The organism is Azohydromonas lata (genome assembly GCF_034427735.1).
Lineage (GTDB): Bacteria > Pseudomonadota > Gammaproteobacteria > Burkholderiales > Burkholderiaceae_C > Azohydromonas > Azohydromonas lata.
Map to the genome: position 1 here is coordinate 1 of NZ_JAXOJX010000008.1, position 25,917 is coordinate 25,917.

At 70.5% G+C, this 25,917-nt stretch carries 25 protein-coding genes and 1 tRNA gene; 10 read left to right on the forward strand and 16 right to left on the reverse strand.

From position 1 onward, the window contains the following. Window positions 1-78 precede the first annotated feature (78 nt). Entirely contained in the window at window positions 79-1,368 is a 1,290-nt protein-coding gene (locus tag SM757_RS07060; protein ID WP_066330520.1) for an HD-GYP domain-containing protein, read from the reverse strand. 159 nt (window positions 1,369-1,527) lie between these two features. After that, the gene (locus SM757_RS07065; RefSeq protein WP_066330523.1) at window positions 1,528-1,962 is read right to left on the reverse strand and encodes an Lrp/AsnC family transcriptional regulator; all 435 of its coding nucleotides are present in this window, start codon (window positions 1,960-1,962) and stop codon (window positions 1,528-1,530) included. 121 nt (window positions 1,963-2,083) lie between these two features. On the opposite strand from SM757_RS07065, the gene SM757_RS07070 reads away from it, so the two are divergent. The 4 genes from SM757_RS07070 (at window position 2,084) to SM757_RS07085 (ending at window position 6,047) form a co-directional block, all read left to right on the forward strand. Then, window positions 2,084-3,220 carry a saccharopine dehydrogenase family protein gene (locus SM757_RS07070; RefSeq protein WP_322464926.1) on the forward strand — a complete coding sequence of 379 codons (1,137 nt, stop codon included), beginning with the start codon at window positions 2,084-2,086 and terminating at the stop codon, window positions 3,218-3,220. A 358-nt stretch (window positions 3,221-3,578) separates the two neighbouring features. After that, window positions 3,579-4,373: an IclR family transcriptional regulator domain-containing protein gene (locus tag SM757_RS07075; RefSeq protein ID WP_322464996.1), complete on the forward strand. Its 795-nt coding sequence runs from the start codon at window positions 3,579-3,581 to the stop codon at window positions 4,371-4,373. A 58-nt stretch (window positions 4,374-4,431) separates the two neighbouring features. Then, entirely contained in the window at window positions 4,432-5,628 is a 1,197-nt protein-coding gene (gene pobA, locus SM757_RS07080; RefSeq protein WP_322464927.1) for a 4-hydroxybenzoate 3-monooxygenase, read from the forward strand. 113 nt (window positions 5,629-5,741) lie between these two features. Continuing rightward, a complete protein-coding gene (locus SM757_RS07085) occupies window positions 5,742-6,047 on the forward strand; it encodes an antibiotic biosynthesis monooxygenase family protein (protein ID WP_066330527.1) in 306 nt (101 codons plus the stop codon). A gap of 54 nt (window positions 6,048-6,101) precedes the next feature. Here SM757_RS07085 and SM757_RS07090 read toward each other — a convergent pair whose 3' ends face one another. The 6 genes from SM757_RS07090 to rsmB all read right to left on the reverse strand — a co-directional run bounded on the left by SM757_RS07090 (window position 6,102) and on the right by rsmB (window position 12,487). Beyond that, window positions 6,102-7,013, reverse strand: coding sequence for an AEC family transporter (locus tag SM757_RS07090; RefSeq protein ID WP_322464928.1), 912 nt, complete (start codon window positions 7,011-7,013; stop codon window positions 6,102-6,104). Window positions 7,014-7,276: 263 nt separating this feature from the next. Continuing rightward, a tRNA-Phe gene (locus tag SM757_RS07095) sits at window positions 7,277-7,352 on the reverse strand. Window positions 7,353-7,449: 97 nt separating this feature from the next. Then, entirely contained in the window at window positions 7,450-8,124 is a 675-nt protein-coding gene (locus SM757_RS07100; RefSeq protein ID WP_066330530.1) for a response regulator, read from the reverse strand. Between the two features lie 22 nt (window positions 8,125-8,146). Then, the gene (locus SM757_RS07105) at window positions 8,147-10,459 is read right to left on the reverse strand and encodes a sensor histidine kinase (RefSeq protein ID WP_322464929.1); all 2,313 of its coding nucleotides are present in this window, start codon (window positions 10,457-10,459) and stop codon (window positions 8,147-8,149) included. Between the two features lie 67 nt (window positions 10,460-10,526). Next, window positions 10,527-11,171, reverse strand: coding sequence for a DUF4390 domain-containing protein (locus SM757_RS07110; protein WP_238455642.1), 645 nt, complete (start codon window positions 11,169-11,171; stop codon window positions 10,527-10,529). Then, on the reverse strand, window positions 11,168-12,487 hold the full coding sequence (gene rsmB, locus SM757_RS07115) for a 16S rRNA (cytosine(967)-C(5))-methyltransferase RsmB (protein WP_322464930.1): 1,320 nt from the start codon (window positions 12,485-12,487) through the stop codon (window positions 11,168-11,170). Before rsmB ends, SM757_RS07110 begins: the two co-directional genes overlap by 4 nt. Window positions 12,488-12,674: 187 nt before the next feature. Between rsmB and folE the strand changes: the two genes are divergently transcribed. Both folE and SM757_RS07125 read left to right on the forward strand, forming a co-directional pair. Continuing rightward, on the forward strand, window positions 12,675-13,391 hold the full coding sequence (gene folE / locus SM757_RS07120) for a GTP cyclohydrolase I (RefSeq protein WP_066330535.1): 717 nt from the start codon (window positions 12,675-12,677) through the stop codon (window positions 13,389-13,391). Window positions 13,392-13,443: 52 nt separating this feature from the next. Next, window positions 13,444-13,869 carry a BLUF domain-containing protein gene (locus tag SM757_RS07125; protein WP_322464931.1) on the forward strand — a complete coding sequence of 142 codons (426 nt, stop codon included), beginning with the start codon at window positions 13,444-13,446 and terminating at the stop codon, window positions 13,867-13,869. Between the two features lie 75 nt (window positions 13,870-13,944). On the opposite strand, the gene SM757_RS07130 is transcribed toward SM757_RS07125, so the two are convergent. From SM757_RS07130 to SM757_RS07160, 7 genes are read right to left on the reverse strand one after another with little or no spacing between them, the layout of a single operon-like run. Beyond that, window positions 13,945-14,340, reverse strand: a complete 396-nt coding sequence (locus tag SM757_RS07130) for a hypothetical protein (protein WP_322464932.1) — start codon at window positions 14,338-14,340, stop codon at window positions 13,945-13,947. A gap of 37 nt (window positions 14,341-14,377) precedes the next feature. Continuing rightward, window positions 14,378-15,706 (reverse strand): NAD(P)/FAD-dependent oxidoreductase, encoded by a 1,329-nt coding sequence (locus tag SM757_RS07135; RefSeq protein WP_322464933.1) that lies wholly within the window; start codon window positions 15,704-15,706, stop codon window positions 14,378-14,380. Then, window positions 15,703-16,068 carry a c-type cytochrome gene (locus SM757_RS07140; RefSeq protein WP_322464934.1) on the reverse strand — a complete coding sequence of 122 codons (366 nt, stop codon included), beginning with the start codon at window positions 16,066-16,068 and terminating at the stop codon, window positions 15,703-15,705. Before SM757_RS07140 ends, SM757_RS07135 begins: the two co-directional genes overlap by 4 nt. Continuing rightward, the gene (locus tag SM757_RS07145) at window positions 16,065-16,637 is read right to left on the reverse strand and encodes a LemA family protein (RefSeq protein ID WP_322464935.1); all 573 of its coding nucleotides are present in this window, start codon (window positions 16,635-16,637) and stop codon (window positions 16,065-16,067) included. Before SM757_RS07145 ends, SM757_RS07140 begins: the two co-directional genes overlap by 4 nt. After that, window positions 16,634-17,356 (reverse strand): 7-cyano-7-deazaguanine synthase QueC, encoded by a 723-nt coding sequence (gene queC / locus SM757_RS07150; RefSeq protein ID WP_322464936.1) that lies wholly within the window; start codon window positions 17,354-17,356, stop codon window positions 16,634-16,636. The genes SM757_RS07145 and queC overlap by 4 nt, the downstream gene beginning before the upstream one ends. Window positions 17,357-17,367: 11 nt before the next feature. After that, window positions 17,368-18,714 (reverse strand): glutamate-5-semialdehyde dehydrogenase, encoded by a 1,347-nt coding sequence (locus SM757_RS07155; RefSeq protein WP_322464997.1) that lies wholly within the window; start codon window positions 18,712-18,714, stop codon window positions 17,368-17,370. Between the two features lie 30 nt (window positions 18,715-18,744). After that, entirely contained in the window at window positions 18,745-19,770 is a 1,026-nt protein-coding gene (locus SM757_RS07160; protein ID WP_322464937.1) for an AEC family transporter, read from the reverse strand. Window positions 19,771-19,908: 138 nt separating this feature from the next. Here SM757_RS07160 and cysQ point away from each other — a divergent pair, with 138 nt between their 5' ends. Beyond that, the gene (gene cysQ, locus SM757_RS07165; protein ID WP_066330544.1) at window positions 19,909-20,700 is read left to right on the forward strand and encodes a 3'(2'),5'-bisphosphate nucleotidase CysQ; all 792 of its coding nucleotides are present in this window, start codon (window positions 19,909-19,911) and stop codon (window positions 20,698-20,700) included. A gap of 96 nt (window positions 20,701-20,796) precedes the next feature. Here cysQ and SM757_RS07170 read toward each other — a convergent pair whose 3' ends face one another. Then, window positions 20,797-23,406 (reverse strand): DNA topoisomerase III, encoded by a 2,610-nt coding sequence (locus SM757_RS07170; protein ID WP_322464938.1) that lies wholly within the window; start codon window positions 23,404-23,406, stop codon window positions 20,797-20,799. A 111-nt stretch (window positions 23,407-23,517) separates the two neighbouring features. Between SM757_RS07170 and SM757_RS07175 the strand changes: the two genes are divergently transcribed. From SM757_RS07175 to SM757_RS07185, 3 genes are read left to right on the forward strand one after another with little or no spacing between them, the layout of a single operon-like run. Continuing rightward, a complete protein-coding gene (locus SM757_RS07175; RefSeq protein ID WP_066330547.1) occupies window positions 23,518-24,009 on the forward strand; it encodes an SET domain-containing protein in 492 nt (163 codons plus the stop codon). A 44-nt stretch (window positions 24,010-24,053) separates the two neighbouring features. Next, window positions 24,054-24,989, forward strand: a complete 936-nt coding sequence (locus SM757_RS07180; protein WP_066330548.1) for a biotin--[acetyl-CoA-carboxylase] ligase — start codon at window positions 24,054-24,056, stop codon at window positions 24,987-24,989. Then, window positions 24,983-25,852 (forward strand): hypothetical protein, encoded by an 870-nt coding sequence (locus SM757_RS07185; protein WP_066330549.1) that lies wholly within the window; start codon window positions 24,983-24,985, stop codon window positions 25,850-25,852. Before SM757_RS07180 ends, SM757_RS07185 begins: the two co-directional genes overlap by 7 nt. Window positions 25,853-25,917: the final 65 nt, after the last annotated feature.

Sequence of the window (25,917 nt, forward strand, 5' to 3'; positions counted from 1 at the left end):
CGACCACGGCGGCGGCCACGTCGTGGACGGCAAGCTCCACGCCCGGCGCGCAGTTGGGCGGCACCGGGCGCGGCGCACTCATGCGACGCGCTCCTGCACCAGGGGTGCCGGGCCGGCGTCGAAGAAATAGGCCACGCGCTGGTTGGGCGAAAGGTATTGCTGCGCCTCGCGCGGCAGTTGCGCGGGCTTGAGGCTGCGGCGTATGCCCAGCCCGGGCTCGCGCTCCAGGTCCAGCACCAGCGCCTCCTCGCGCGGCACGCGCGGGTCGTGCACCAGCACGCGCGGCTTGAGCGGGCGCCCGGCATTGACGCTGGCCACCAGCGCGTAGCGCTCGTCGGTGAGCTGCACCACCGAGCCCGGCGGGTACACGCCCATCATGCGGACGAAGGCGCCCAACAGTTTTGCGTCGAAACGGGTCTGCCCCTGGGCGAACAGCAGCGACAGCGCCTCGTGCGGCGTGAGCGCCATGGCCGCCAGCGGCGGGTTGCAAAGGTTGTCGTAGCGGTTGGCCAGGGCGACGATGCGCGCGGCCTGGCTGAGCTTGGCAAGCTCCAGCCGCTGCGGGAAGCCGCTGCCGTCGGCGAACTCGTGGTGCTGGGCAATCACCAGCAGCGCCCCCGGATCCAGCGCCATGCGGCGCCCGTGCACCACGCCCAAGCTGACGTGCTCGCGGTACAGCTTGGTCTCCGCCGCGGTGAAGTGCTCCTGCACGCAGCGCACGCGGTCGGGCAAGTCGATCTTGCCGATGTCGTGCAGCAGCGCGCCCTGGCCCAGCGAGAGCAGCGCAGCCTCATTCAGGTTGAGCAGCCGCCCAAGCAGCAGCGACAGCACGGTGACGTTGAGCGCGTGGGCCGAGGCACGGTCGCCCGCGCCCTCGGTGAGCAGCCGTATGCAGCTCTCGGGGTCGGAGAGCATCTGCCGCAGCAGCTCGCCGGTGAGGTTCTCGGTGTGGCGCCGCGCGGCGTCGGCGTCGCCGCCGCGCAGCAGCTCGCTGGCGTCGCGCCAGCCACGTATGGCTTCGGCGTAGCAGCGCTCGCACTGCAGTTGCGCCGAGCGCTGCGCGGCCACGGCCTGGCGGCGCTGGCGCCGAGCGGCCTCGGCCGGCTCTTCCGCCACCGGCGCCACGGTGGGCGCCGGCGCGGCGGCGGCCACCGGCGCGGGCGCGGAAGCGGCGGCGGGCGAAAGCTCGCTGCGGCTGGGATCCCAACGCACGCGGCGCAGGCCCAGGCCGCGGATGGTGGCGATCTGCGCCTCGCTGCTGATGACGAAGCTGCTCAGCGGGAAGGGATGGGCGATCCAGCTCAGGTCGAGCTGGACGAACATGCCCAGCCGCAGGTCGCGCACGTCAATGGTTTCGGGAAGCGACATCGGGAAAACGGACTGCCAAAAGACCGCCAAGGCCCCGTGAAAACCCACGGGACACCTGGAGCTGCATCGTTCTATGTCGGCACTACTTCAGCAGACTTGAGTCGGGTCAAGAAAAACACCGCGCGCGAACCCGGCAGACGCCGCCGCCTGAGCGCCGCGTCAGCGCTGTATGCGGGTGGACAGGACGATGGCCGAGGTGGTGCGCTCCACGCCGTCGAGCGCGCCTATGCGGTCGATGAGCGCGTCGAGCTCGCCTATGGACGCCGCCGCCAGCACGGCGATGAAGTCGAAGGGGCCGCTCACCGAATGCAGCAGCCGCACCTGCGGCACGCGGCGCAGCGCCGCCTCTATGGCGCCGCCCTGCTTGGGCGCGGCGGTGATGAACACGTGCGCGCGCACCAGGGCGCTTTCGGCCTCCTCGTCCACCACCACCGTGTAGCCGGCCACCACGCGGCGGCGCTCCAGGCGCTGCAGGCGGCTTTGCACCGTGGTGCGCGACAGGCCGAGCTTGCGTCCGAGCTCGGCGGTGCTGGCGCGGGCGTTCTCGCGCAGCAGCGCCAGCAGGGCGTGGTCCACGTCGTCGATGTCGGCCATGCGCCGATTGTGCTCGGCAAAGCGCCGAAATGGCGACGACGCTTCGTCGTGCCGGGGGCTGCGTTCTGCGGCAGGGCGCGCCACGATGGCTGCACAAATTTCCCTTCCAGGAGGACGCGCGATGAAGGACGTTCTGGTTCTGGGCGCCGGCCGCATCGGCCGGGTGATGGCGCAACTGCTGGCCGACTCCGGCGACTACGTGGTGACGCTGGCCGACCGCCACGCCGGTGCGCTGCAGGACTTCGGCCCGCCCTCGCTGCGCCGGCACACGCTGCAGCTGGACGCCGCCGACCCCGCCGCGCTGGCCGCGGCGCTGCAGGGCCGCTTCGCGGTGCTCAACGCCTTTCCCTTCGACTGCGCCGCCACCGTGGCCGATGCCGCGCGCGCCGCGGGCGTGCACTACCTGGACCTCACCGAGGACGTGGCCGCCACGCGTCGCATCAAGGCGCTGGCGCAGGACGCCGCCACCGCCTTCATTCCCCAATGCGGCCTGGCACCGGGCTTCGTTTCCATCGCCGCGGCCGACCTGGCCGGGCGCTTCGAGCAACTGCAAACCCTGAAGCTGCGCGTGGGGGCGCTCCCGCTCTACCCCAGCAACGCCCTGGACTACAACCTGACCTGGAGCACCGAGGGGCTGATCAACGAGTACATCCAGCCCTGCGAGGCCATCGTGGACGGCCGCCGCGCCGAGGTGGCGGCGCTGGAGGGGCTGGAGCAGTTCAGCCTGGAAGGCACGCGCTACGAGGCGTTCAACACCTCCGGCGGGCTGGGGACGCTGTGCGAGACCTGGGAAGGCCGCGTGCGCGAGCTCAACTACCGCAGCATCCGCTACCCCGGCCACGGCCAGCTCATGAAGGCCCTGCTCAACGACCTGCGCCTGCGCGAGCGCCCCGCCCTGCTCAAGGACATCTTCGAGCACGCCATCCCCGCCACGCAGCAGGACGTGGTCGTCATCTTCATCAGCGCCACCGGCTGGTGCGACGGGCGGCTGACGCAGCACAGCCTCTCGCGCCGCGTGCTGGGCCGTTGGGCCGGCCGCGAGCCGCGCAGCGCCATCCAGATCACCACCGCCGGCAGTGCCTGCGCCGTGCTGGACCTGCTGGCCCAGGGCCGGCTGCCGCAGCAGGGTTTCATCCGCCAGGAACAGATCGCGCTGGCCGACTTCCTGGGCAACCGCTTCGGCCTGGTTTACGCCGACCCGGCGGCCGACGGCGGCGAGGCGCCGCAGACGCCCTCGCCCCTGCCGCTGGCGGCGTGAGCCTGTGGCCGCGGCATCCACACCCCGGCCAGCCGCGGCCATCTTCAATTGGCGCTTGAAAGTGCCCAAGGTCATTGCCTTGGCATCCACAGGCCATCTCGCCCCGTTGCAGGCGCTCGCAGGCGCCCATCCCTGGCCTGCCAGTAGGCGCCATATGGGCTACGACTTGATTTAAGGCATGTGCGCATTGCGCACAAATCCGCCTGCAGCCCCGCGACAGCGCGGCGGCCACTCTCTACATTCCGGGTACTGAATTGCACATGACGGCGGGCCACGCAGCCCGCCGCAACCCCCGGAGACCCGCAGCATGGCCCAGCGCCGCTCCCTTTCAACCGCCGCCGCAGGCGCCGCCGCCGGCATGGCCGCCGCCGATGCGGACGGGGCGTCGGACGCCGCTCCCGCGCGCGACCGCGACCTGGTGGCCGCGCTGGACAAGGGTCTGCAGGTCATCGAAGCCTTCGACCAGGAACGCCCGCGGCTGACCATCAGCGAGGTGGCCGCGCGCACCGGCCTCACGCGCGCCGCGGCACGGCGCTACCTGCTCACGCTGTGCCACCTGGGCTTCGCCAGCCAGGACAGGAATCTCTTCGCCCTCACGCCCAAGGTGCTGCGCCTGTCGCAGAGCTACATGCACTCGGCGCGGCTGCCGCGCATCGTCCAGCCGGAGTTGCTGAAGCTGTCGCACGCGCTCAAGGAAGCCTCCTCGGCCGGCGTGCTCGACGGCAGCGACGTGCTGTGCGTGGCCGCCACCAGCGCCGGGCGCGTCATCTCCAGCACGCTGCAGCCCGGCACCCGCGTGCCCGCCTGGTGCACGGCCAACGGCCGCGTGCTGCTGGCGGCCTGGCCGCAAGACGCCGTGCAGGCCTGGATCGCCCAACAGGCGCTCACCGAGCGCACGCCGCACACCGTCACCGAGCCCACGCAACTGGCCGCCGAGATCGCCGCCGTGCGCGAGCGCGGCCACGCCGCGGTGGACCAGGAGTTCGAGCCCGGGCTGCGCACCGTGTCCGTGCCGCTGCTGAATTTCAAGGGCGAGACGGTCGCTGCGCTCAACGTGAGCGTGCACGCCTCGCGCATGGAGATGGACGAATTGCAGGAGGCGGCCTTGCCGCCGCTGCGCCAGGCGCAGACGCACCTGCGCCAGATCCTGTGAGCGCGCGACGCACGCGCCTTGTGAAGTTGTTGCCCCCAGACGGAAAAGGAGACAAGCCATGAACACCCCCACCCGCACCCTCCGCACCCAGGTCGCCATCGTCGGCGCCGGCCCCTCGGGGCTGCTGCTGGGGGCGCTGCTGCACAAGGCCGGCGTGGAGGCCGTCATCGTCGAGCAGCGCAGCACCGACTACGTGCTCGGCCGCATCCGCGCGGGCGTGCTGGAGCAGGTCACCGTGGACTTGCTGGACGAGGCCGGCGTGGCCGAGCGCATGCATGCCGAGGGGCTGCCGCACGACGGCTTCGAGCTGTCTTTTGGCGAGCGCACCCACCGCATCGACCTGCACGCCCTCACCGGCAAGCGCGTCATGGTCTACGGCCAGACCGAGGTCACCCGCGACCTCATGGAGGCCCGCGCCGCCGCCGGGCTGCAAACCTTTTATGAGTCCGGCCATGTCAGCGTGCACGACTTCGACACGCAGCAGCCCCGCGTGCGCTTCACCGCGCCGGACGGGCAGCCGGTGGAGGTGCAGGCCGACTTCATCGCCGGCTGCGACGGCTTCCACGGCGTGTGCCGCGCCAGCGTCCCCGAGGGCGCCATCACCAATTTCGAGAAGGTGTACCCGTTCGGCTGGCTGGGCATCCTGGCCGACGTGCCACCGGTGTCGCACGAGCTGATCTACGCCAGCGCCGACGCGGGCTTCGCCCTGTGCAGCATGCGCAGCAAGACACGCAGCCGCTACTACGTGCAGTGCTCGCTGGCCGACAAGGTCGAGGAGTGGAGCGACGCCGCCTTTTGGGCCGAGCTCAAGCGCCGGCTGCCCGCGCAGGTGGCGGCCAACGTCACCACCGGGCCCTCCATCGAGAAGAGCATCGCCCCGCTGCGCAGCTTCGTGGCCGAGCCCATGCGCTTCGGCCGCCTGTTCCTGGCCGGCGACGCGGCGCACATCGTCCCGCCCACGGGCGCCAAGGGCCTGAACCTGGCCGCCACCGACGTCGGCTACCTCGCGCGCGGCCTGGCCGAGTTCTACCGGGGCTCGGAAGCGGGCATAGACGTCTACTCCGAGCGCTGCCTGCGCCGCATCTGGAAGGCCGAGCGCTTCAGCTGGTGGTTCACCACGCTGATGCACAAGCTCCCCGACAACGGCGCGTTCGGCGCCCGCGTGCAGCAGGCCGAGCTGGACTACCTGTGTGGCTCCGAGGCCGCGCAGCGCGCGCTGGCCGAGAACTACGTGGGCCTGCCCATGGAGGCTTGAGCCGCAGGAGCGAACCCTGCCGGCTGTGCAGGCCGGCACGGCGACAATGGAGAGCGGGCGCCATTTGGGGCGCCCGTTTTTCACTCCCCTCTTGAATTACCGGAGACCCCGCCGTGATCCTTGAACTGGTCGATATCCGCATCCACCCGGGCCAGCAGGCCGCCTTCGACGAGGCGGTGCAGCGCGGGCTGTCCACCGTCATCGGCCCCTTTCCCGGCTGCCGCGGCTGGAAGGTGAACAAGGGCATCGAATCGGCCGAGCGCTACGTGGTGCAGATCTTCTGGGAGACGCTGGAGGACCACACCGTGCACTTCCGCGGCTCCGAGGCCTTCGCCGCCTGGCGCGCCATCGTCGGCCCCTTCTTCGCACAGCCGCCGCACGTGGAGCATTTCGAGTTCGTGGGCAAGAGCGCGGGCTGAAGCCGTGCTGCTGCCGCTGTGCAGCGCGCAGGGCGGCGTGAAGCCGGGCCGCCGCTAGGCCCTCACCGCCCCCGCCAGCCACAGCAACGCGGGCGACAGCAGCACCAGCGCCAGCGTGGAGACCAGCACCGCGCCCGCCGCGATGGGGCCGTGGGGCGTGAGCCGGTCGGCATAGAGGTAGCTGGCCACGGCCACGGGCATGGCCAGTTGCAGCAGCATCACGCCAGCGGCCAGCGGCGACAGGCCCATGAGCACGCCCACCAGCAGTCCCGAGGCGGTGCCCACGGCCAGCCGCGTCAGGCCCACCAGCGCGCCCTGGCGCAAGCCCGCGTGCGAGACGGTGACCAGCGCATAGCCCAGGCTCAGCAGCATGAGCGGCACCGTCATGGAGCCCACCAGGCGGGCGCTGTCCAACACCGGGGCGGGCAAGCTCCAGCCGGTCCAGCGCAGCGCCATGGCCGCACCCACCGCGAACAGGATGCCGCGCGGCATGCGCGTGCGCTGCGGCGAGGCGCGCGACAGCACCCACACCGCCACCGTGTGCTGCAGCACCGAGGTGATGGCAAAGGCCGCCACCGCGATGGCCAAGCCTTCCGCCCCGAAGGCCAGTTGCGCCATGGGCAGGCCCAGGTTGCCGGCGTTGGGCAGCACCGCCGCGGGCAGCAGCCCAAGCACCGGCAGCTTCAGCAGGCGCAGCGCCACGGCGGCCATGGCGGCCGCCAGGGCGAAGCCCAGCACCGTGGCCGCGCCGGCCTGCAGCAGTGCCTGGCCGGACAGCGGTGTGGTCAGCAGCGTGTGGAACACCAGCGCGGGCGTGGCGAAGTTGGCCGCCAGCACCGCGATGAACTCGGCCGGGAACGGCTTTTTCTTCCAGGCCCAGTACGACCCCACCGCGGCGCAGGCCACCACGGGCAGGAGCAGCGCGGCCACGCGCAGGTACAGGGTCAGGCCATCGAGCAGGGTCATGCGGGGGAACTGCGGCAGCCGGGCGGGCGCAACGTTGCCGGCGCAACGCCTGGAGGCCGCCAGAAGCGGAAATGCGGGAAGCCGATTGTTGTCCGACGACTTTCGCGGCGCGGCTGTGGTCACTGCGTAGCGGCGTGCCATGCCCACCGGCTGGCACCGGCAGTGCTTTGGGCAAGACAGCGCTTGGGCCGCAATGCGCCAGTGATGTGTCGTCGACCAAGAAAAAAGCCCCGTGCATCGCTGCGCGGGGCTTTCTCTTTGTTTGGTGGCCAAGGGCGGAATCGAACCACCGACACGCGGATTTTCAATCCGCTGCTCTACCAACTGAGCTACTTGGCCGTGAAGCTGCGCATTCTAGCAAGGCTTTTTGAAATTTCCAAGCCCTGAGTGATGAATCTGCTTAAAAAGATTGGAGGACGCCGAAAGAGGCGCCGCTTCAGGCCCCGCCGCGCTTGTTGCGCGTGAGGTCCACGCCCAACTGCTTGAGCTTGCGGTAGAGGTGCGTGCGCTCCAGGCCCGTCTTCTCGGCCACGCGGGTCATGGAGCCGTTCTCCTTGGCCAGGTGGAACTCGAAGTAGGTCTTCTCGAAGGCGTCGCGCGCCTCGCGCAGCGGGCGGTCGAGCTCGAAGCTGTGCTCGCTGTTGAGCACGCCGCTCAGGTTCAGCGGCGGCACGGCATGGCCGAAGCTGCCGTTGTCGCCCACCGCGTCCAGCGGCGCCGCCGGGTTGGCACCGCCCTGGCCCGGCGTGGGCTTGGTCAGGCCCTGCTCCACCGCGCGCAGCAGCTTTTGCAGCGTGATGGGCTTTTCCAGGAAGGCCATCGCGCCAAAGCGCGTGGCCTCCACGGCCGTGTCTATGGTGCCGTGGCCGCTCATCATGATCACGGGCATGGAGAGCTGGCCGTTGCTGCCCCATTCCTTGAGCAGCGTGATGCCGTCCACGTCCGGCATCCAGATGTCCAGCAGCACGAGGTCGGGACGCACCTGCTCGCGCAATGCGCGCGCCTGGGCGGCGTTTTCGGCCAGCTCCACGCTGTGCCCTTCGTCCGTCAGGATTTCCGACAGCAGGGCGCGTATGCCCAGTTCGTCGTCAACTACAAGGATGGTCGCCATGGATGCTCAGTGCGCTCGGCCGTCAGGTGGCCGGCGGGAGAGGGGCCGATGCGGCGGCGGCGAGCGCAGCGGACGCAGCGGCGAGATTCGAAAATGATAGCGTCACTTGCGCCCCGCCCGCCGCGGCGCCGGGCGCATCGCCGCCCGCGCGGTTGGCAATGCGCACCCGTGCGCCGTGCTCGTCGGCAATTTTCTTGACCACCGCCAGCCCAAGCCCCGTGCCCTTGGTCTTGGTCGTGACGTAGGGCTCGAAGGCGCGCTTGAGCACCTTGTCGGCAAAGCCGGGCCCGTTGTCCAGGATGCGCAGCCGCACCCCGCGCGGCTCGCCCTGCTCGCCGAGCTGCACGTCGGTGACGATCTGCACCCTGCCTTCGGCCCGCTCGGCCACGGCGTCCAAGGCGTTTTGCAGCAGGTTGTGCACCACCTGGCGCAACTGCGTGGCGTCGCCCTGAATCCAAGGCAGCCCCGGCGCGCACTGCACTACCAGCCGCCCCTGCTCCACCGCGTGGCCGTACAGGCCCAGCACCTCGGCCACCAGCGCATTGAGGTCCAGCGGCGCCAGCCGCGCCGAGGGCAGCCGCGCGTAGTCGCGGAACTCGTTGACGAGCTGCTTCATCGCCTGCACCTGCGTGACGATGGTGGCCACGGCGCGCACCAGCAGCGACTGGTCGTTGCCCTCCAGCTTGGATTCCAGCCGGTGCTGCAGCCGCTCGGCCGAGAGCTGTATGGGCGTGAGCGGGTTCTTGATCTCGTGCGCCAGGCGCCGCGCCACCTCGGCCCAAGCGGCCGAGCGCTGCGCGGAGACGACTTCGGAGATGTCGTCGAACACCACCAGCCGCGCCTCCTGCGGCAGCGTGGCGCCGCGCACCAGCAGTGTCTGGACGTCGGGCTGCTCCGGCCTGTCGGCGGCGGCGGGGTCGCGGCGCTCGAAGGCGTCCTGCCACTGGCCGCGCTCGCCGGCCTCGGGGCTTTCGGCCAGCAGCTCAAAGCGCTGCCACAGCGCCTGGCCGAACTCCTGCAGCCCCGGCACGTCCTCCAGCCGCAGGCCGCGACAGGCCTCCAGCGGGGCCTTGAGGATGCGCGTGGCGCCGGGGTTGACGGTGTCGATGCGGCGTTGCTCGTCGAACACGATCACGCCGGCGGTCATGTTGTCCAGGATGGTCTGCAGGTGCGAGCGGGCACGCTGCAGTTGCGTGACGCTGGCGTGCGCCTGGGCGCGGGCCTCGGCCAGTTGCTGCGTCATGTCGGCGAAGGAGCGCGTGAGGCCGCCCAACTCGTCGCGCGAGGCGAACACGGGCTTGGCCGTGAGGTCGCCCGCGGCCACCTGGCGCACGCCCTCGGCCAGCAGCAGCAGCGGGCGGGCGAGCTGCTGGCCCAGCGCCGCGGCCAGCAGCACGGCGCCGAACACGGCCAGGATGAGCGTGAGCGTGAGCGTGCCGATGTACATGCGCCGCAGCCCCTCGCGGGCCAGGGCGCGCTGCTGGTACTCGCGGTAGGCGGCCTGCACGGCCAGGGCTTGGGCGGTGAGGTTGGGCGGCAGCGGCCGCACGGCCAGCAGCAGCCGGTCTTCGCCGGCGAGGGTGATGTCGGTGCGCGGCACGAGCGCCAGTGCCCGCACCAGTGCCGGCGGCGCGCCGGCGACGCCTTCGTCGTCCAGGCCCTCGATCTGGCTGGCCACGCGGGCGCCGCGGGCCTGGCGCAGCAGCGTCGCGCTGGGCCGCGCCGGGACGATGGCGTTGTGGGCCTCGCCGCCCACGCTCAGCAGCACCTGGCCGGAGGGGCTCACCAGCGCCACCGTCTGCGCCGCGAGCTGTTCGCGCGCGCGCTCCAGCGACAGCGCCATGGGCACGCCCGGCGTGTCGGCCAGGTGCTCGGCGGCGAACTGCGTCTTGGCCGCCAGGTCGGCCTGCTGCGCGTCCAGCGTGAGGCGCCCAAGCGCCAGGCCGGCGTTGAGGGCGTTCTCCACGCGGGCGTCGAACCAGATTTCTATGCTGCGCGTGACGAACTGGTAGCTCACCGTGTAGACCAGCGCCCCGGGCAGCAGGCCCACCAGGGCGAAGATGCCCGCGAGTTTCAAAAGCAGCTTGCTGCCGAACTTGCCGCGGCGCACGCGCAACGCCAGGCGCACGGCGGCGACCATGATGGTGGCCGTCAGCAGCACCAGCACCGCCAGGTTGGCGCCGAAGAGCAGGACCCAGTGCCGCTCGTAGAAGCCGTCCGGGTCGCCCGGATCGGCGCCGCTGGTCAGCGTCAGGACGAAACCCGCCACCAGCGCCACGCCGATGAGGGCCACCAGCCCAACCAGCACGCTGGTGCGCCGTGCCTTGCTGCTCATGTCATGTGTCCCGTGATGCCTGTGGGCTGCCGCCGTGTTGCCGTTGCGCCGAGGTGCCGCAGCCGCCTCAGGGCTCCGGGCGCAGCAGGCGCTCGATGCTGAGCACCCAGTCGGCCTGGTTGCCTATGCCCAGCTGCATGGGCCGCGGCAGTTGCGAGGTGTCCAGCCGCCAGCGCCATTCGACGTAGTAGCGCAGCTCGTCGGTGTCGAGCTGCTGCGGCTCGGCGATGCGCCAGCGAGCGGTGCGCGTCATGGAGGCCATGGCCTCGGCCAGCGTGGGGTAGCCCTGGTGCAGCCCGCCCAGGCTGACGCGGTAGCTCTCGGTGAGCGGCTGGTAGGACAGCCGCCACAGCCGCGACTGCCGCGCCACGCGCTCGTCGCGCCAGTACCAGCGCGGCCGGTACACGGCGGCCTCGGTCTCGAAGTAGAGCGGCACGCCGCGCTGCAGCGCGTCCTCCACGGCACGCGGCAGCGACACGCGCAGCGCGTAATCCAGCACCAGCGCCCCGTCGGCGGCCCGCCGCACGGCCAGCTCCTGCAGCTCCAGCGCGCTGGCACCGGTGTTGGCCTGCAGCAGCGCGGGCGCCAGCAGCACCGGCACGGCGGCCAGCAGCGCGCGCCGGCGCAGCGAGGGCGCGCGGGCGCGGCAAAGCGACGTGGCGAGCGACGTGACGGCGGCAGCGGCGACACGGACGGCGGTCAGCGGGATCAAGACTTGTGCAGCAGCGCGTAATAGAAGCCGTCCCCGGGCGGGACTTGGGCCGGTGACTCATTGTCGGCCAGGGGCAGCACGTGGCCGGGCGAGGCCGCGTCCAGCCGGGCGCCGCTGCCGCCGTGGCGTTGCAAAAACGCATCGACCTGGCCCTGCCCCTCGGCCTTGAACAGCGAGCAGGTGGCGTAGACCAGCCGCCCGCCCGGCTTGAGCAGCGGCCACAGCGCCTCCAGCAGCTCGGCCTGCGTCTTGGCGAGCTGGGCGATGTCGGCCGGGCGGCGCAGCCAGCGCACGTCCGGGTGGCGGCGCACGATGCCGGAAGCGCTGCAGGGCGCGTCCAGCAGGATGGCGTCGAAGGGCCTGCCGTCCCACCAGTCCTGCACGCGACGGCCGTCGGCGGCCTTGAGCTCGGCTGTCGCGCCGATGCGCTGCAGGGTGTCCTGCACGCGGGGCAGGCGTTGCGGATCGGCGTCCAGGGCCAGCACGTCCAGGGCGGCCAGCTCCAGCAGGTGGGCGGTCTTGCCGCCGGGGGCAGCGCAGGCATCGAGCACGCGGGCGCCCGCGGGCAGGGGCGCGCAGCCGGGCACGCCCACGCCCAGCAGCAGCGGCGCAGCGAGCTGCGCAGATGAATCCTGCACGGAGACGTCGCCCTGCGCGAAGCCGGGCAACTGGTGCACGGCCACGGGCTGCTCCAGCAGCACGGCCTGGGGGCCGACGACGCGCGCGGGCAACCCGGCGTCCGCCAGGCGCTGCACGTAGCCGGCGGCGTCGCCGCGGCGGGCATTCACCCGCAGCGTCATGGGCGGGCGCTCGTTGGCGGCCTGCAGCAGGCGGCTCCAGTCCTGCGGCCAATCCTTCTTGACCCGGTCTATCCACCAGCCGGGATGGCTGTAGGCGGCCACGGGGTCGGACTGCAGCGCGGCGACGAGCTGGTCGCGCTCGCGCAGGAAGCGGCGCAGCACGGCGTTGACGAAGCCGGCCGAATTGGGGCTGCGCCGGCGCACGGCCTTGACGGCCTGGTCCACCAGCACGTGGGGCGCGTAGACCTCCGGCGGCCACAGCAGGGCCAGCGCGGTGATGAGCAGCGCGTCCACCTGCGGCGGCGGGGACTTGGGCGCGAGGCGCCCGCGCACGGCAGTGGCCGCGCCCAAGCGGCGCAGCGTCTCGAAGCTCAGGGCCTGGGTGCCGGCGCGGGCGTCGGACGGGACGGCGGCGAGCACGTCGGTGAGCGAGCGCCCGGCGCGCACGGCGGCCAGCGCATCGGCCGCGTGCTCCAGCAGGCGCGCCAGCGGCAGGGAAGTGGGGGAGGACGACATTGGGCGCGCAGTCTAGACCCGCCCTGCCCCGCCCTTGCCCGCGCGGGATCGCGCCGCGCGCCAGTGGCGCGGCAAAAGGCCGCTGCGCGCGGGCAAGCCCGCATCGGACAGGGAAAGGCGCGAGCGGTTACTGTTGCGCGCCGCGACAATCCCCTGATCGCGAGTCTGCTCAAAACAAACCGCTGCCATGAACACCCCGCAACCCGTCAACGACATCCTGGACGCCAGCGCCTCCGAACGCATCCGGCGCCGCCTGGAGATGGCCGGCCGACGCTTCCACGCCAACGACAACATCTCCGCCTTCATCGAAGAGGGAGAAATTGCCGAGATCAAGGCCGAGGTGGAAGGCCATTTGAAGCAGGTGCTGCGCTCGCTGGTGATCGATACCGACAACGACCACAACACCAACGACACCGCGCAGCGCGTGGCCAAGATGTTCGTGGACGAGGTTTTCCGCGGCCGTTATGTCCCGGTGCCCAAGGTCACCGAGTTTCCCAATGCCGAGCGGCTCAACGAATTGATGATCGTGGGCCCCATCAAGGTCCGCAGCGCGTGCTCGCACCATTTGTGCCCCATATTGGGCCGCGTGTGGGTGGGCATATTGCCCAACGAGCATTCGAACCTGATTGGGCTGTCCAAATATGCCCGCCTGTGCGAGTGGATCATGAGCCGCCCGCAAATCCAGGAAGAGGCCGTGACCATGCTGGCCAATGAATTGCAGGAGCGGGTGAAGCCCGACGGCTTGGCCTTGGTGATGGAAGCCGACCATTTCTGCATGCACTGGCGCGGCGTGAAGGACGACGAATCCGTCATGACCAACTCGGTGATGCGCGGCGCCTTCCTGAAAGACCCCAGCCTGCGGCGCGAGTTCTTGTCGCTGCTGAGCCGCAAGAACAATTTTTGATCGATTGACCCTTCGAGCGTTTTCAAATCATTTTCAGACCGGAGCAAGACCCATGCTGGTACGCCTGATGTACGTGAGCCGAGCCAAGGACGGGTTTGATGCGGAAACCGTGCACGCCATTGTCCGGCAATCCAAGGCGCACAACCCGGCATTGGGCGTGACCGGGGTTTTGTGCTGCACGGAAACGGGTTTGTTCGTGCAAGTGCTAGAAGGCGGGCGGGCGGCGGTAAATTGCCTTTACAACGCCATCGTCAAGGACCCCCGGCACGAGGACGTGCAATTGCTGGCCTACGAGGAGACCACCGAGCGGCGGTTCACGGGGTGGTCCATGGGGCAGGTGAATCTGGCGCGGCTGAATCCTTCGCTGCTTTTGAAGTATTCGGAGACTGCGGCGCTGGACCCCTACAACATGTCGGGGAAAGTCGTGCTGGCCTTGTTTGAGGAACTGGCTTGTACGGCGGCGGTGGTTGGGCCGTGAATATTTTCTGAAATCAGGGCGACACCGCTTTGATGCAGCGAAGTCACTTCGTCAACCGCGGGACGCAGGCAGTATCTAAAGCGAGTCGATAGTCATCAGTTTCTTCTGCTTGTCCCACTGCACCTCAAACCCCGCCCCATCGCCCTCACCCCGAATCGCATAATCCCACCACCCATTGGCCTTCAATATCTCGAACAGCAGCTCATGCAGCTTTTTGCCATTCGGCCCGGTGGACGGATCGAACGGGAACTTCACGCCAAACGTGGCGTAGTTGTCCTTGACGGTCACTGATTTCAAGACCACGCCGTATTTCTTCAGCACGTCGTGCACGGGATGGGACCACGATGAAAGCTCGGCCCCTTCTTTCATCGAGTAATTCGTGACCTTGGGCGGCGCATCAGCCGCCAACGCTGGACCGGCGAGTATCCCCAGGGCTGCAGCCAGCAATAAAGCTTCAAAGTTCTTTTTCATTGTTTTCAAGCCTGGATTTTCTGGCGGTCCAAGCATTTCAACGGCCTACGGCCTCTCCCCTCATACTTTCGATCCACCCGGCCGCATATTGGGCCTCCGCCTCGCTGGGCCCAACCGACACGCCGCTGCCGCCCGGCACCACCGTGAACGTGCGCTGCGGCGCATTCCACCCGTGCACGCTGGCGACGTGGATGGCGTGTGAGCCGTCCACCCAGGAGTAGCAGGTGTTGGTCAGCACCGGCGCGGGGTTCAGTTCCCAGCCCGCCAGCGACGCCACCACGGCCGCCGCCGCCACCTTGGCGTGCGCGTTGGCCATGTGGGCGCTCTTGGGCATGAGCGGCGCGGCCAGCAGTGCGTCGCCCAACAGGTGCACGCCGGCCGACTTGGGCAGGTCTTTCGCGCTGAAGTCCAGGAAATCGACCTCGCACCAGCGGCCGTTGGCCTTGGCCAGCCCGCTTTGCGCCGCGATGTCGCCCGCGCGCATGTCCGGCAGCACGTTGAGCACGTCGGCGCGCTCGCGCTCGCCCAACTCGAACTCCACCTCGCGGCCGTCCGCCGACACGCCCACCGCCTTGAAGTTGGGCCGGTAATCCACGATGCCGGCGTACTGGTTCGCCCACACCGCCTTGAACAGCGCCGCCTTGCTCACCGGCTCGGGATTGGCGTCGAACACCAGCACCTTGGACTTGGGTTTCATCCGCTTGAAGTAGTCCGCCACCAGGCAGGCGCGCTCGTAGGGGCCGGGCGGGCAGCGGAAGGGGGCCAGCGGCACGGTCAGCACATAGACGCCGCCGTTGGGCATGGCCTCCAGTTGTGCGCGCAGGGCGGCGGTCTCCGGGCCAGCCTTCCACGCCTGCAGCACGCGGCCGGCGGCGTGGGCTGCCTGCAAACCGTCCACGCGCTCGCGCATCAGCTCCACGCCGGGGGACAGGATCAGCTTGTCCCACCCAAGCCGCCCGCCGGAGGCCAGCCGGGCTTCGCGGCGGTCGAAGTCCAGGGCCACGACGCGGTCGCGCACGCGGCGCACGCCCAGGCGCTCCAGGGCGTCATAGCCGAACGTCAGGTCGGCGAGCGTGCGGTGGCCGGCCAGCACCAGGTTGCTTTGCGGGCAGCTCACCAGCGCGGCGTCCGGCTCCACCAGCGTCACCGGGAGCTGGCCATCGGAGAACAGGCGCAGGTAGCGCGCCGCGGTCGCCCCGCCCCAGCCGCCGCCCACCACCAGCACGCGGGCGCGCGACAGAGCGGACGCCTGGGATGAAGACGGGGCTGCGGACGGCGTGCCCGCGCAGCCGGCCAGTTGCAGCAGCCCGGCCGCACCGGCGGCCTGCAGCCAGCGGCGGCGGGACGCGTCAGCGCGCCGGCTCATGGCTGCTGCGCCGCGAAGAAGGCGGCGATCTGCGCGATCTGCGTCTCGCTGTAGCCGCGGGCGATCTGGTGCATCACGGTGGCGGGGCGCTCGCCCTTTTTGAAAGCCAGCATCTGTTCGACCAGCCAGGGCGCCGGACGCCCGGCCAGCGAGGGCATGGCCGAGCCGGCGGGAGCGCGTCCGTCCGTGCCGTGGCAGGCGGCGCAGGTCGCGGCCAGGGCATGGCGGTGCAGCGCGGCGGTGGGTGCCGTGGACGGTGCGGCGGCGTCCTGCGCCCACACGGGCCCGGCGGCAGCCGCCAGCAGCACCGCCGCGGCCAGGGCGGCGCGCCGGACAGTCGGGGAATGAAGTGGACGGCTCACAGCGTCACGGCCGTGCGCAGGCCGAACAGGGGTTTCAACAAGCGCGTCGGGTACTGCAGCAGCGCTTGGTTGTAGGCGTTCACGGCGTCGTTGAAGACGTGGCGGGCCACGTCCTTGCGCGTCTGCACGTCCTTGAGCGCCTGCATCCAGCCGGCGATGTCCTCGCGCTGGACCAACTCGGGGTGCTGTTCCAGCAGCGCCTTGAGCCGCGTCTGCGCCGAGGTCAGCCGGCTCTCGGCATGCAGCACCTCGGCCAGCGACTTGGCCGCCAGCGGCTTCAGGGCGTCCACCGCGCGCTGCAGCTGGGCCTGCGCCTCCAGCACGGCGTCCAGCGCCGGCGCCTCGGCGGCCAGCGGCTCGCGCAGGGCGTCCACCAGCGGGGGCAGCACCTCGCGGCGGCGCTTCATCTGCTCGTCCAACTGGCCCCAGGCCGCCACGATGGCGGCGCGGTGGCGCATGAGCCGGTTGTGGGCGCCCAACATCCACAGCACCGCCACGGCGGCCATCAGGCCCAGCCAGTAATGCGACAGGACCGCCGCCACGAACTCGGCGACAGTTTCCCAGCTCACAGCGGCAGCTCCGCCGCCGCCCCGCCCTGGCGCCAGGCCTCGAAGCCCTGGCGGCGCAGCGCGCAGGCCGGGCACTGGCCGCAGCCATGGCCCCAGTCGTGGCGCTCGCCGCGCTCGCCCAGGTAGCAGGTGTGGGTGTGCTCCACGATCAGCGTGTTGAGCGCGTCGCCGCCCAGGCGCTGCGTCAGCGCCCAGGTCTGCGCCTTGGTCAGGAACATCAGCGGCGTCTCCACCGTCATGGGCGCGTCCAGCCCAAGCGAGAGCGCCACCTGCAGCGCCTTGAGCGTGTTGTCGCGGCAGTCGGGGTAGCCGGAGTAGTCCGTCTCGCACATGCCGCCCACCAGCACGCTCGCGCCCCGCCGGTAGGCCAGCGCGGCGGCGAAGTTCAGGAACAGCAGGTTGCGGCCGGGCACGAAAGTGTTGGGCAGCCCGTTGGCCTGCATCTCGATCGCCCGCTCGCTGGTGAGCGCGGTGTCGGAGATCTGGCCCAGCAGCGAGAGGTCCAGCACATGGTCCTCGCCCAGGCGTGCGCCCCATTCGGGGAAGGCGGCGCGGATCTCGTCGCGCACGCGCAGCCGGCAGTCCAGCTCGATGCGGTGGCGCTGGCCGTAATCGAAACCCAGGGTCTCGACCACGCTGAAGCGGCTGAGCGCCCAAGCGAGGCAGGCGGTGGAATCCTGGCCGCCGGAGAACAGCACCAGGGCCTTGCGCGCGTCCATGGCCGCCACGCTCAGGTCCGCACCTCGCCCTGGCCCAGGACGACCCATTTCAGCGACGTCAGCCCCTCCAGCCCAACCGGCCCGCGCGCATGGAATTTATCTGTGCTGATGCCGATCTCCGCGCCCAGGCCGTACTCGAAGCCGTCGGCAAAGCGCGTGCTGGCGTTGACCATGACGCTGGCCGAATCCACCTCGCGCAGGAAGCGCATGGCGTTGGGGTGGTTCGTGGTGAGGATGGCGTCCGTGTGGTGCGAGCCGTAGCGGTTGATGTGGGCGATGGCCTCGTCCAGCGTTTGAACCACCTTCACGCTGATCACGGGCGCGAGGTACTCGGTGGACCAGTCCTCCTCGGTGGCATCGGCCAGTTGGGCGCCCGGCACGTCCGACAGGATCGCCTTGGAGGCCGGGCAGCAGCGCATCTCCACGCCCTTGCCGGCGAACACGGCGCCTATGCGGGGCAGGAAGGCCGCGGCCTGCGCCGCGTGGACCAGCAGCGACTCGGTGGCGTTGCAGGGGCTGTACTTCTGGGTCTTGGCGTTGTCGGTGACGACCAGGGCCTGCTCCAGGTCCACCTCGGCGTCCACGTAGGTGTGGCAGTTGCCGTCCAGGTGCTTGATGACGGGCACGCACGCCTCGCTGGCGATGCGCTCGATGAGGCCCTTGCCGCCGCGCGGAATGATCACGTCCACGAACTCCGGCATGGCGATGAGCTTGCCCACGGCGGCGCGGTCGGTGGTCTCGACGAGCTGCACCGCCTCGGCGGGCAGGCCGGCGTCGCTGAGGGCCTGCTGGACGAGCTTCCACAGGGCGATGTTGGAGTGGATGGCCTCGGAGCCGCCGCGCAGGATGCAGGCGTTGCCGCTCTTGATGGCCAGCGAGGCGGCCTCGATGGTCACGTTGGGCCGGCTCTCGTAAATCATCCCGAACACGCCCAGCGGCACGCGCATGCGGCCCACGCTGATGCCGGTGGGACGCCGCTTCACGTCGGTGATCTCGCCGATGGGGTCCGGCATGGCGGCGATCTGCTCGCAGCCTTCGGCCACCGTCTCCAGCACCTTCGGGGTCAGGCGCAGGCGATCGACCATGGGGGCGGACAGGCCGTTGGCCTCGGCGGCAGCGATGTCGCGGGCGTTGTCGGCCTGCAGCGCCGGGGTTTGGGCGCGCAGCAGCGCGGCCAGGTTGCGCAGGGCGCGGTCCTTGGCCGCCACCGGCGCGGCGGCCATGGCGGTGGCGGCGGCGCGCGCGGCGCGGCCCAAGCGGGTCATCAGGGCATCAAGATCGGTGGGCGCAGTCATGCGCGGGATTGTGGCGCAAGCCTTCCCCGGTTCCGCGGGATGGGGTATGGCGCCTGCCCGCATCCGCGGCGGACGCACGCGCCGCGCCTGGGCTCAGATCCGCGCCACCACCAGGGCCCACAGCGGCGCCGTGACCGCGAAGGCCAGCGTGCACAGCAGCGTGGCGGCGGCCGTTTCCGTCTCCAGCGTGCGGTAGCGCTGGGCAAAGATGAGCGCGTTACTGCCCGGCGGCAGCGCGCCGGCCATCACCACCACCGACAGCGCCAGCGGCTCCAGCCGGAACACGAAGTGGCCCGTGAGCAGCACCAGCGTGGGCAGCAGCAGCATCTTCAACAGCCCCACCGACGCCACCCCGCGCAGCGTGCCGTGCAGGCTTTGCCGCCCAAGCGACAGGCCGATGAGCAGCAAGCACAGCGGCGCCACGGCGCTGCCCAGCAGTTGCAGCCACTCGTCCAGCGCCCGCGGCAGCGGCCAGCCGACCAGGTTCCACGTGAGGCCCGCCAGCACGGGCAGCACCACGGGGTGGATCAGCGTGGCCCGCACCGTCGCGCGCACGGTGGCGCCGATGGAGCCGCCGCCGGAGGCGCGGCGCATGCGCACGCGCGCCAGCTCCATCTCGGCCAGCACGGTCAGGAGCGTGAGCAGGATGAGCGCGTGCAGGCTGACGATGGCCACGTGCATGGCCAGGCCCGCGTCGCCGTAGAGCGCGGCGATCACCGGCACCCCCACCTGCACCGAGTTGCCGAAGCCGGCCGTCACCGCCCGCGTGGCCGGCACCGCCGCCGTGCCGGTGGACACCGCCATGCCCTCACCCCGGTGCAGCCGCCAGCGCTGCACGGTATAAACGCCCAGCACCATCACCAGCAGCGGCCCGTAGAAGGCCATGAGCACCCGCCAGGGCATGTGCTCGAAATCCAGCCGCGCCATGGCGCGAAACAGCAGCGCGGGAATGAAGAGGTATTGCGCCGCGGCCGAGAGCACGCGGGCCGGGTCGGCACCGGCCGATGCGCCGGCCGCGCCGGGGCGCCCATCGGTGAGCCAGCTGAAGCGGGCCGCGGCCCAGCCCAGCAGCACGGTGGCGAACAGGGCCGGGAGCTTGTCGAGCACGGAGTCGGGCATGGGGGCGCGAGTATGCGGGCGCGGGCGGTAGCCCCGAGACGGGTGGGGAGCGCATCCCGCAGGCACCGGGCCTGAAGCCCGCAAGGTGGGACGTAGATTCGCGTTTCCCCCTAATCACGTCCGCTTGGAGCGACCTGCATGACCTCTTCCCAGCCCCTGGAACCCTTGTCCGCCGCCGGCCTGGACGCCATTGCCAAGCTCACGCGTGACGCCGGCGCGCTGATCATGGACATCTACGCCACCGACTTCGCCGTGCGCGGCAAGAACGACGCGTCCCCCGTCACCGAGGCCGACGAGAAGGCCGAGGCGCTGCTGCTCAAGGGCCTGGCCAAGCTCTTCCCCGGCATTCCCGTGGTGGCCGAAGAGGCCGTGGCCGCCGGCGGCGTGCCGGAGGCGGTGGAGGACCAGTTCTGGCTGGTCGATCCGCTGGACGGCACCAAGGAGTTCATCAGCCGCAACGGCGAGTTCACCGTCAACGTGGCGCTGGTGCGCCAGGGGCAGCCGGTGATGGGCGTGGTCTACACCCCGGCGCTGGACAAGCTCTACGCCGGCGCCCAGGGCCTGGGTGCCTACATGGAGCACGCCGGCCAGCGCCAGGCCATCCAGGTGCGCGCGGTGCCGGACGAGGGGCTGACGGTGGTGGGCAGCCGCTCGCACGGCGACGCGGACGCGATGAACGCCTTCCTCAACGGCCGCAAGGTGGCCGAGTTCCGCAGCGCGGGCTCGTCGCTGAAGCTGTGCCTGGTGGCCGCGGGCGAAGCGGACCTCTACCCGCGCTTGGGCCGCACCATGGAATGGGACATCGCCGCCGGCCACGCCGTGCTGGCCGCCGCCGGCGGCAGCGTCAGCCGCGTGGACAACGGCGCGCCGCTCACCTACGGCAAGCCGGGCTTCGACAACCCGCATTTCGTGGCGGCGGGCCAGGCCTGAGCAAGTATTGATGGGCGCCTGAGACGCGCCCATGAAAAAGCGGCCGGCGGGCTCACCACCCGCCGGCCGCTGCCGTTTTCAGCGCTGTATGCCGGCTTACTCCGCTGCCACCTTGCGCGCCGCCTTCTTGGCCGGCACCTTGGCCGCGCGGGGCTCGAACTCGAAGCCGACCTTGCCTTCCTTCTTGTCGTAGGTCAGGAAGGCCTTGAACTTGCGCCGCGTCTTGTTGGAGACGAAGCCGTCCAGCAAGTCGGTCTTGCCCGTGGCCAGCAGCTTGGCCATCTGCTCGCGCGAGACGGGCTGCTGCAGGATGACCTTGCCGGTCTTGAAGTCGCAGCTCACGTGCGCGCCCACGGCGTGCTCGCACACGTAGTTGACGCCGTGCTCGTAGATGTGGCCCTTGCACTTGGGACAGCTGCCCACGCTCTCCTGCTCGCTGAAGTCCACGTCCTCGCCGCCCTCCTCGGCCTTCTTGGCGTCCTCGCCGAAGTCGAACTCCATCTTCCAGTTGTGCAGCTCCTCGTCGCGCACGAGCCTGAGCTCGGCCGTGAACGGCCAGCCGGCCTTGGAGCGGAAGCCTTCCAGCGGGCCGATATGGTGCTCGCGCAACAAGTGCTCGACCTCGTTGAGCTCGAAGCTGCGCCCGGCCGGGATCTTGGTGATGCTGAAGCCGCAGCCCGCGCCCTCGGCCTGGCCGGCCGCGCCGCCGTTGCGGCCCACGCAGCTGAAGCGCCGGTAGTTCTCCTTGATCACGCCGCCGCAGTTGGGGCAAGGCACGGAGAGGGTGACGTAGTCGCCGGGAATGGTGTCGCGGTCGTACTCCTTGGCCTTGCGCACGATGCGCTCGGCCATGGCCGCGATGGCCGCCATGAACTCCTCGCGCTTGAGCTTGCCGTGCTCCATCTGCGAGAGCTGGTATTCCCAGTTGCCGGTGAGCTCAGGCTTGGTCAGGTCTTCCACGGCCAGGCCGCGCAGCAGCGTCATGAGCTGGAAAGCCTTGGCCGTGGCGATGAGCTCGCGCCCCTCGCGCAGCAGGTACTTCTCGGTGATGAGGCCTTCGATGATGGCCGCGCGCGTGGCTGGCGTGCCCAGGCCCTTCTCGGCCATGGCCGAGCGCAGCTCGTCGTCATCCACCAGCTTGCCCGCGCCTTCCATGGCCGACAGCAGCGTGGCTTCGGTGTAGCGCGCGGGCGGCTTGGTCTTGAGCGAGAGCACGTCCACGGCCTCGGTGCGCACCATCTCGCCCTTGTCCACGGGGACGAGCGAGGCGTCGCCCTGCTGTTCCTCGCGGCCGTAGACGGCCAGCCAGCCCGGCTTGACCAGCACCTTGCCGTTGGTCTGGAACTGGTGCTCCTTGCCCTCGGCCTTCACGGTGCTGATGCGCGTCGTGACCATGAACTCGGCCGCCGGGTAGAACACGGCGATGAAGCGCTTGACCACCAGGTCGTACAGCTTGGCCTCGATCTCGGTCAGGCTCTTGGGCGCCTGCATGGTCGGGATGATGGCGAAGTGGTCCGACACCTTGGCGTTGTCGAAGACGCGCTTGGTCGGCTTGACGTAGCCCTCGTTGAGCGCCTTGCGCGCGTGCAGGCTCAGCTCGCGCAGCGGACCGGGCAGGTCTTCGTTGGCGATCAGGTTGAAGGTGTCCAGCGCGACGTCGACGTAGTCCTCGGGCAGGAAGCGCGAGTCCGTCCGCGGGTAGGTCAGCACCTTGTGCTTTTCGTACAGCGCCTGGGCGATGGACAGCGTCGTCTTGGCCGAGAAGCCGAAGCGCGAGTTGGCCTCGCGCTGCAGCGTGGTCAGGTCGTACAGGCCCGGGCTGCTTTGCGTGCTGGGCTTGGCCTCCTCGGTGACGCTGGCGGGCTGGCCCTGCACGGCCTGGGCGATGGCGCGGGCCGTGGCCTCGTCCCACAGCCGGTCGGCGCGGGTCTCGGCGTCGTTGGGGTCCTTCTTGAACTTGGGATCGAAGTACTTGCCCTCGTACTGGCCGGCCTGGGCGTCGAAGGTGGCCTTCACTTCCCAGTACGGACGTGCCACGTGCTTGCGGATCTTCTCTTCGCGCTCGACCACGATGGACAGCGTGGGCGTCTGCACCCGGCCCACGGTGGTGAGGAAGAAGCCGCCGTCGCGCGAGTTGAAGGCCGTCATGGCGCGCGTGCCGTTGATGCCCACCAGCCAGTCGGCCTCGCTGCGGCTGCGCGCGGCATCCGACAGGCCGCGCATCTGCTCGTCGCTGCGCAGCTTGTCGAAGCCGTCGCGGATGGCCTGCGGCGTCATGCTCTGCAGCCACAGGCGGCGCACGGGCTTGTCGATCGGCTTCTTGTCGCCCGCGGCGTACTGGACGATGAGGCGGAAGATCAGCTCGCCCTCGCGCCCGGCGTCACAGGCGTTGATGAGCTCGGTGACGTCCTTGCGCTTGACGAGCTTCACCACGGCGTTGAGCCGCGACTTGGCCTTGTCTATGGGAGCCAGCTCGAAGTGCGGCGGTATGACGGGCAGATGGTTGAAGCTCCATTTGCCGCGCTTGACCTCGTAGGCCTCCGGCGCCTTGATCTCCACCAGGTGGCCCACGGCGGAGGTGACCACGTAGCGGTCATTCTCGAAGTGCTCGGCGAGCTTTTCGAACTTGCCCGCGACGGGCGTGAGCGCGCGCACGATGTCCTGCGCGACGCTGGGTTTCTCGGCAATGATCAGCGATTTGCTCATGGTGTCTTGTTCAAACGGCCGCAGGCCGACTTGGGCGGCCTGCGTGCCTACAATCCGTGTCTCTCGCGCGCACGCACGTGCATGCGTGCGCCCATGAAATCAATGTACCGAATGAAGCCCTCCGTGCAAGCCGAGCCCCAATCTGCCCGTGGCCGCCGCATCCAGGTGCGCCGCTCCGGCGTGCACGGCAAGGGCGTTTTCGCCCTGCAAGCCATTGCCGAGGGCGACACCATTCTTGAATACAAGGGCGAGGTCATCACCTGGGAAGAGGCGCTGCGCCGCCACCCGCATGACCCCAGCAACCCTGACCACACTTTCTACTTCCACGTCGATGACGAGCGCGTGATAGACGGCGGGCACGGCGGCAACGCCTCGCGCTGGATCAACCACGCCTGCGTTCCCAACTGCGAGGCCGAGGAGGACGAGGGCCGCGTCTTCATCAAGGCGCTGCGCCCGCTGCAGGCCGGCGAGGAGCTGTTCTTCGACTACGGCCTGATCATCGACGAGCGCTACACCGCCGCGCTCAAGAAGCGCTTCGCCTGCCACTGCGGCCACGACGAATGCCGCGGCACCATGCTCGCGCCCAAGAAGAAGAAACGCTGAAACGCCCGGTCCACGAAGCGGACCTGCCACCCGTTAAGCCTGTCATGAACGAATCCCGCCTGCACTGGCAAGCCGAAACCCTGTGGCGGCAGTTGCAGCCGCTGCTGCCGGGGCTTTGCGTCGAAGTCGTGGCGCATGCCGACTCCACCAACACCCGGCTGCTGGAACGCGCGCGGCTGTCCGGCGGCGGCCGCCACGAGCGTGCGCTCTACCGCTCGCCTGAAGCGCTGCCCTCGCGCGGCGAGCCGCCCACGCCGCTGGGCCGCCGCGCCGACGACACGCAACCCTGCCTGCTCGTGGCCGAGCACCAGACGCGCGGCCGCGGCCGCCTTGGGCGCAACTGGCAGTCCACGCCCGGCGCCTCGCTCACCTTCTCGCTGTCGCTGCCCTACGAGCCCGCGGACTGGTCCGGCCTGTCGCTGAGCGTGGGCGTGGCACTGGCCGACGCCCTGGACCCGCTGGCCCCCGGCCAGGCGCCGCGCATCGCGCTGAAGTGGCCCAACGACCTGTGGCTCCTGGACCCCGCCGTCGTCGGCCGCAAGCTCGGCGGTGTGCTGATCGAAACCGTGGCCGTGGGCCGCCAGCGCATGGCCGTCATCGGCGTGGGCCTGAACCTGCTCCCGCAGCCCGTGCGCGACGTGGCCAACGGCTTCGCCAGCCTGAACGAGCTGGAAGTGGACATCACCCCGCCTGACGTGCTGCACCGCGTGGCGCTGGCGCTGGTGGAAGCCCTGCGCCAGCACGAGCGCGAAGGCTTCAAGCCGTTTGCCGAGCGCTACGCGCGGCGCGACCTGCTGCTGGACCGCCCCGTGACCACCACCGCCCCCGCGCTGGAAGGCACGGCCCGCGGCGTGGCCGAGGACGGCGCGCTGCTGGTGGAAACGGCCCAAGGGCTGCAGCGTCTGTCCAGCGGCGAGGTGAGCGTGCGCCTGTCCGGCCAGGCCGATCCGGCCGCAGCCGCGGCGGACGACCAGTGCTGACGCGCCGCCTCACGGCGGCGCTGCTGCTGCTCAACCTCATTTTGCTGGCCTGGCTGCTGTTGGGCGACTTCACGGGCCAGACCGAACGCGAGCCCGCACGCCTCGAACAGCAGATCAAACCCGACAGCGTGGAAGTGCTGCCGGACGCGGCCGCCCCGGACGCGAACGAGTCCAGCCTGCCCAACGCGTCGCGCGGTACCTCGGCCGCCCCGGCCTCCGCCGTGACGGCGCAGGGCGGCAAGGCGGCGGTGTCCCAGGGCTCGTCCTCCAACGAGACGCTGACCGTCTCCACCGCGGCGGCCGCGGCCGCCGCTGTCGCCGTGGCCGCGGGCGTGGGCGCCTCCACCGCCGCCGGCGGCAAGGGTGCGGTGTCCGGCGCGGTGACGGCGCTCAACGCCGTGTGCCTGGAAGCCGGCCCCTTCGACGCCCAAACCCTGCCCGCGGCCGAAGCCGCGCTGGCCGCGCTGCCCAAGGGCACCTGGCGCCGGCAGACGCTCATGCCCGCGCCGGCCTACCTGGTCTACCTGGGCAAGATGTCGGACCAGCGCGCCGCGCAGCGCCGCCTGGACGAGCTGCGCAAGCAGGGCGTGCGCGCCGAGCTCGCGCGCGACCTGCCGGCGCTGGAGCCGGGCCTGGTGTTCAGCCGCCACGCCCAGGCCTCGCAGGCCGAAGCGGCGCTGGCGGCCCTGCAGGACGCGCGCGGCCCGCGCCAGGCGCGCGTGGTGTCCACCAGCGAAGCCGCGGCCACGCTGCTGCGCGTGGAGCGGCCGACCGACGAGGTGCGCTCCATGATCGCCGGCATGGAGCCCACGCCGGCCCTGCGCGGCGGCTTCCGCGGCTGCCGCAAGCCGGCCAAGAGCTGACCCTTGACGGGCAGGTGATGGCGCGGCGCGCGGCCCTTCCGGGCAGCGCGCCGGCTCAGGCCCGC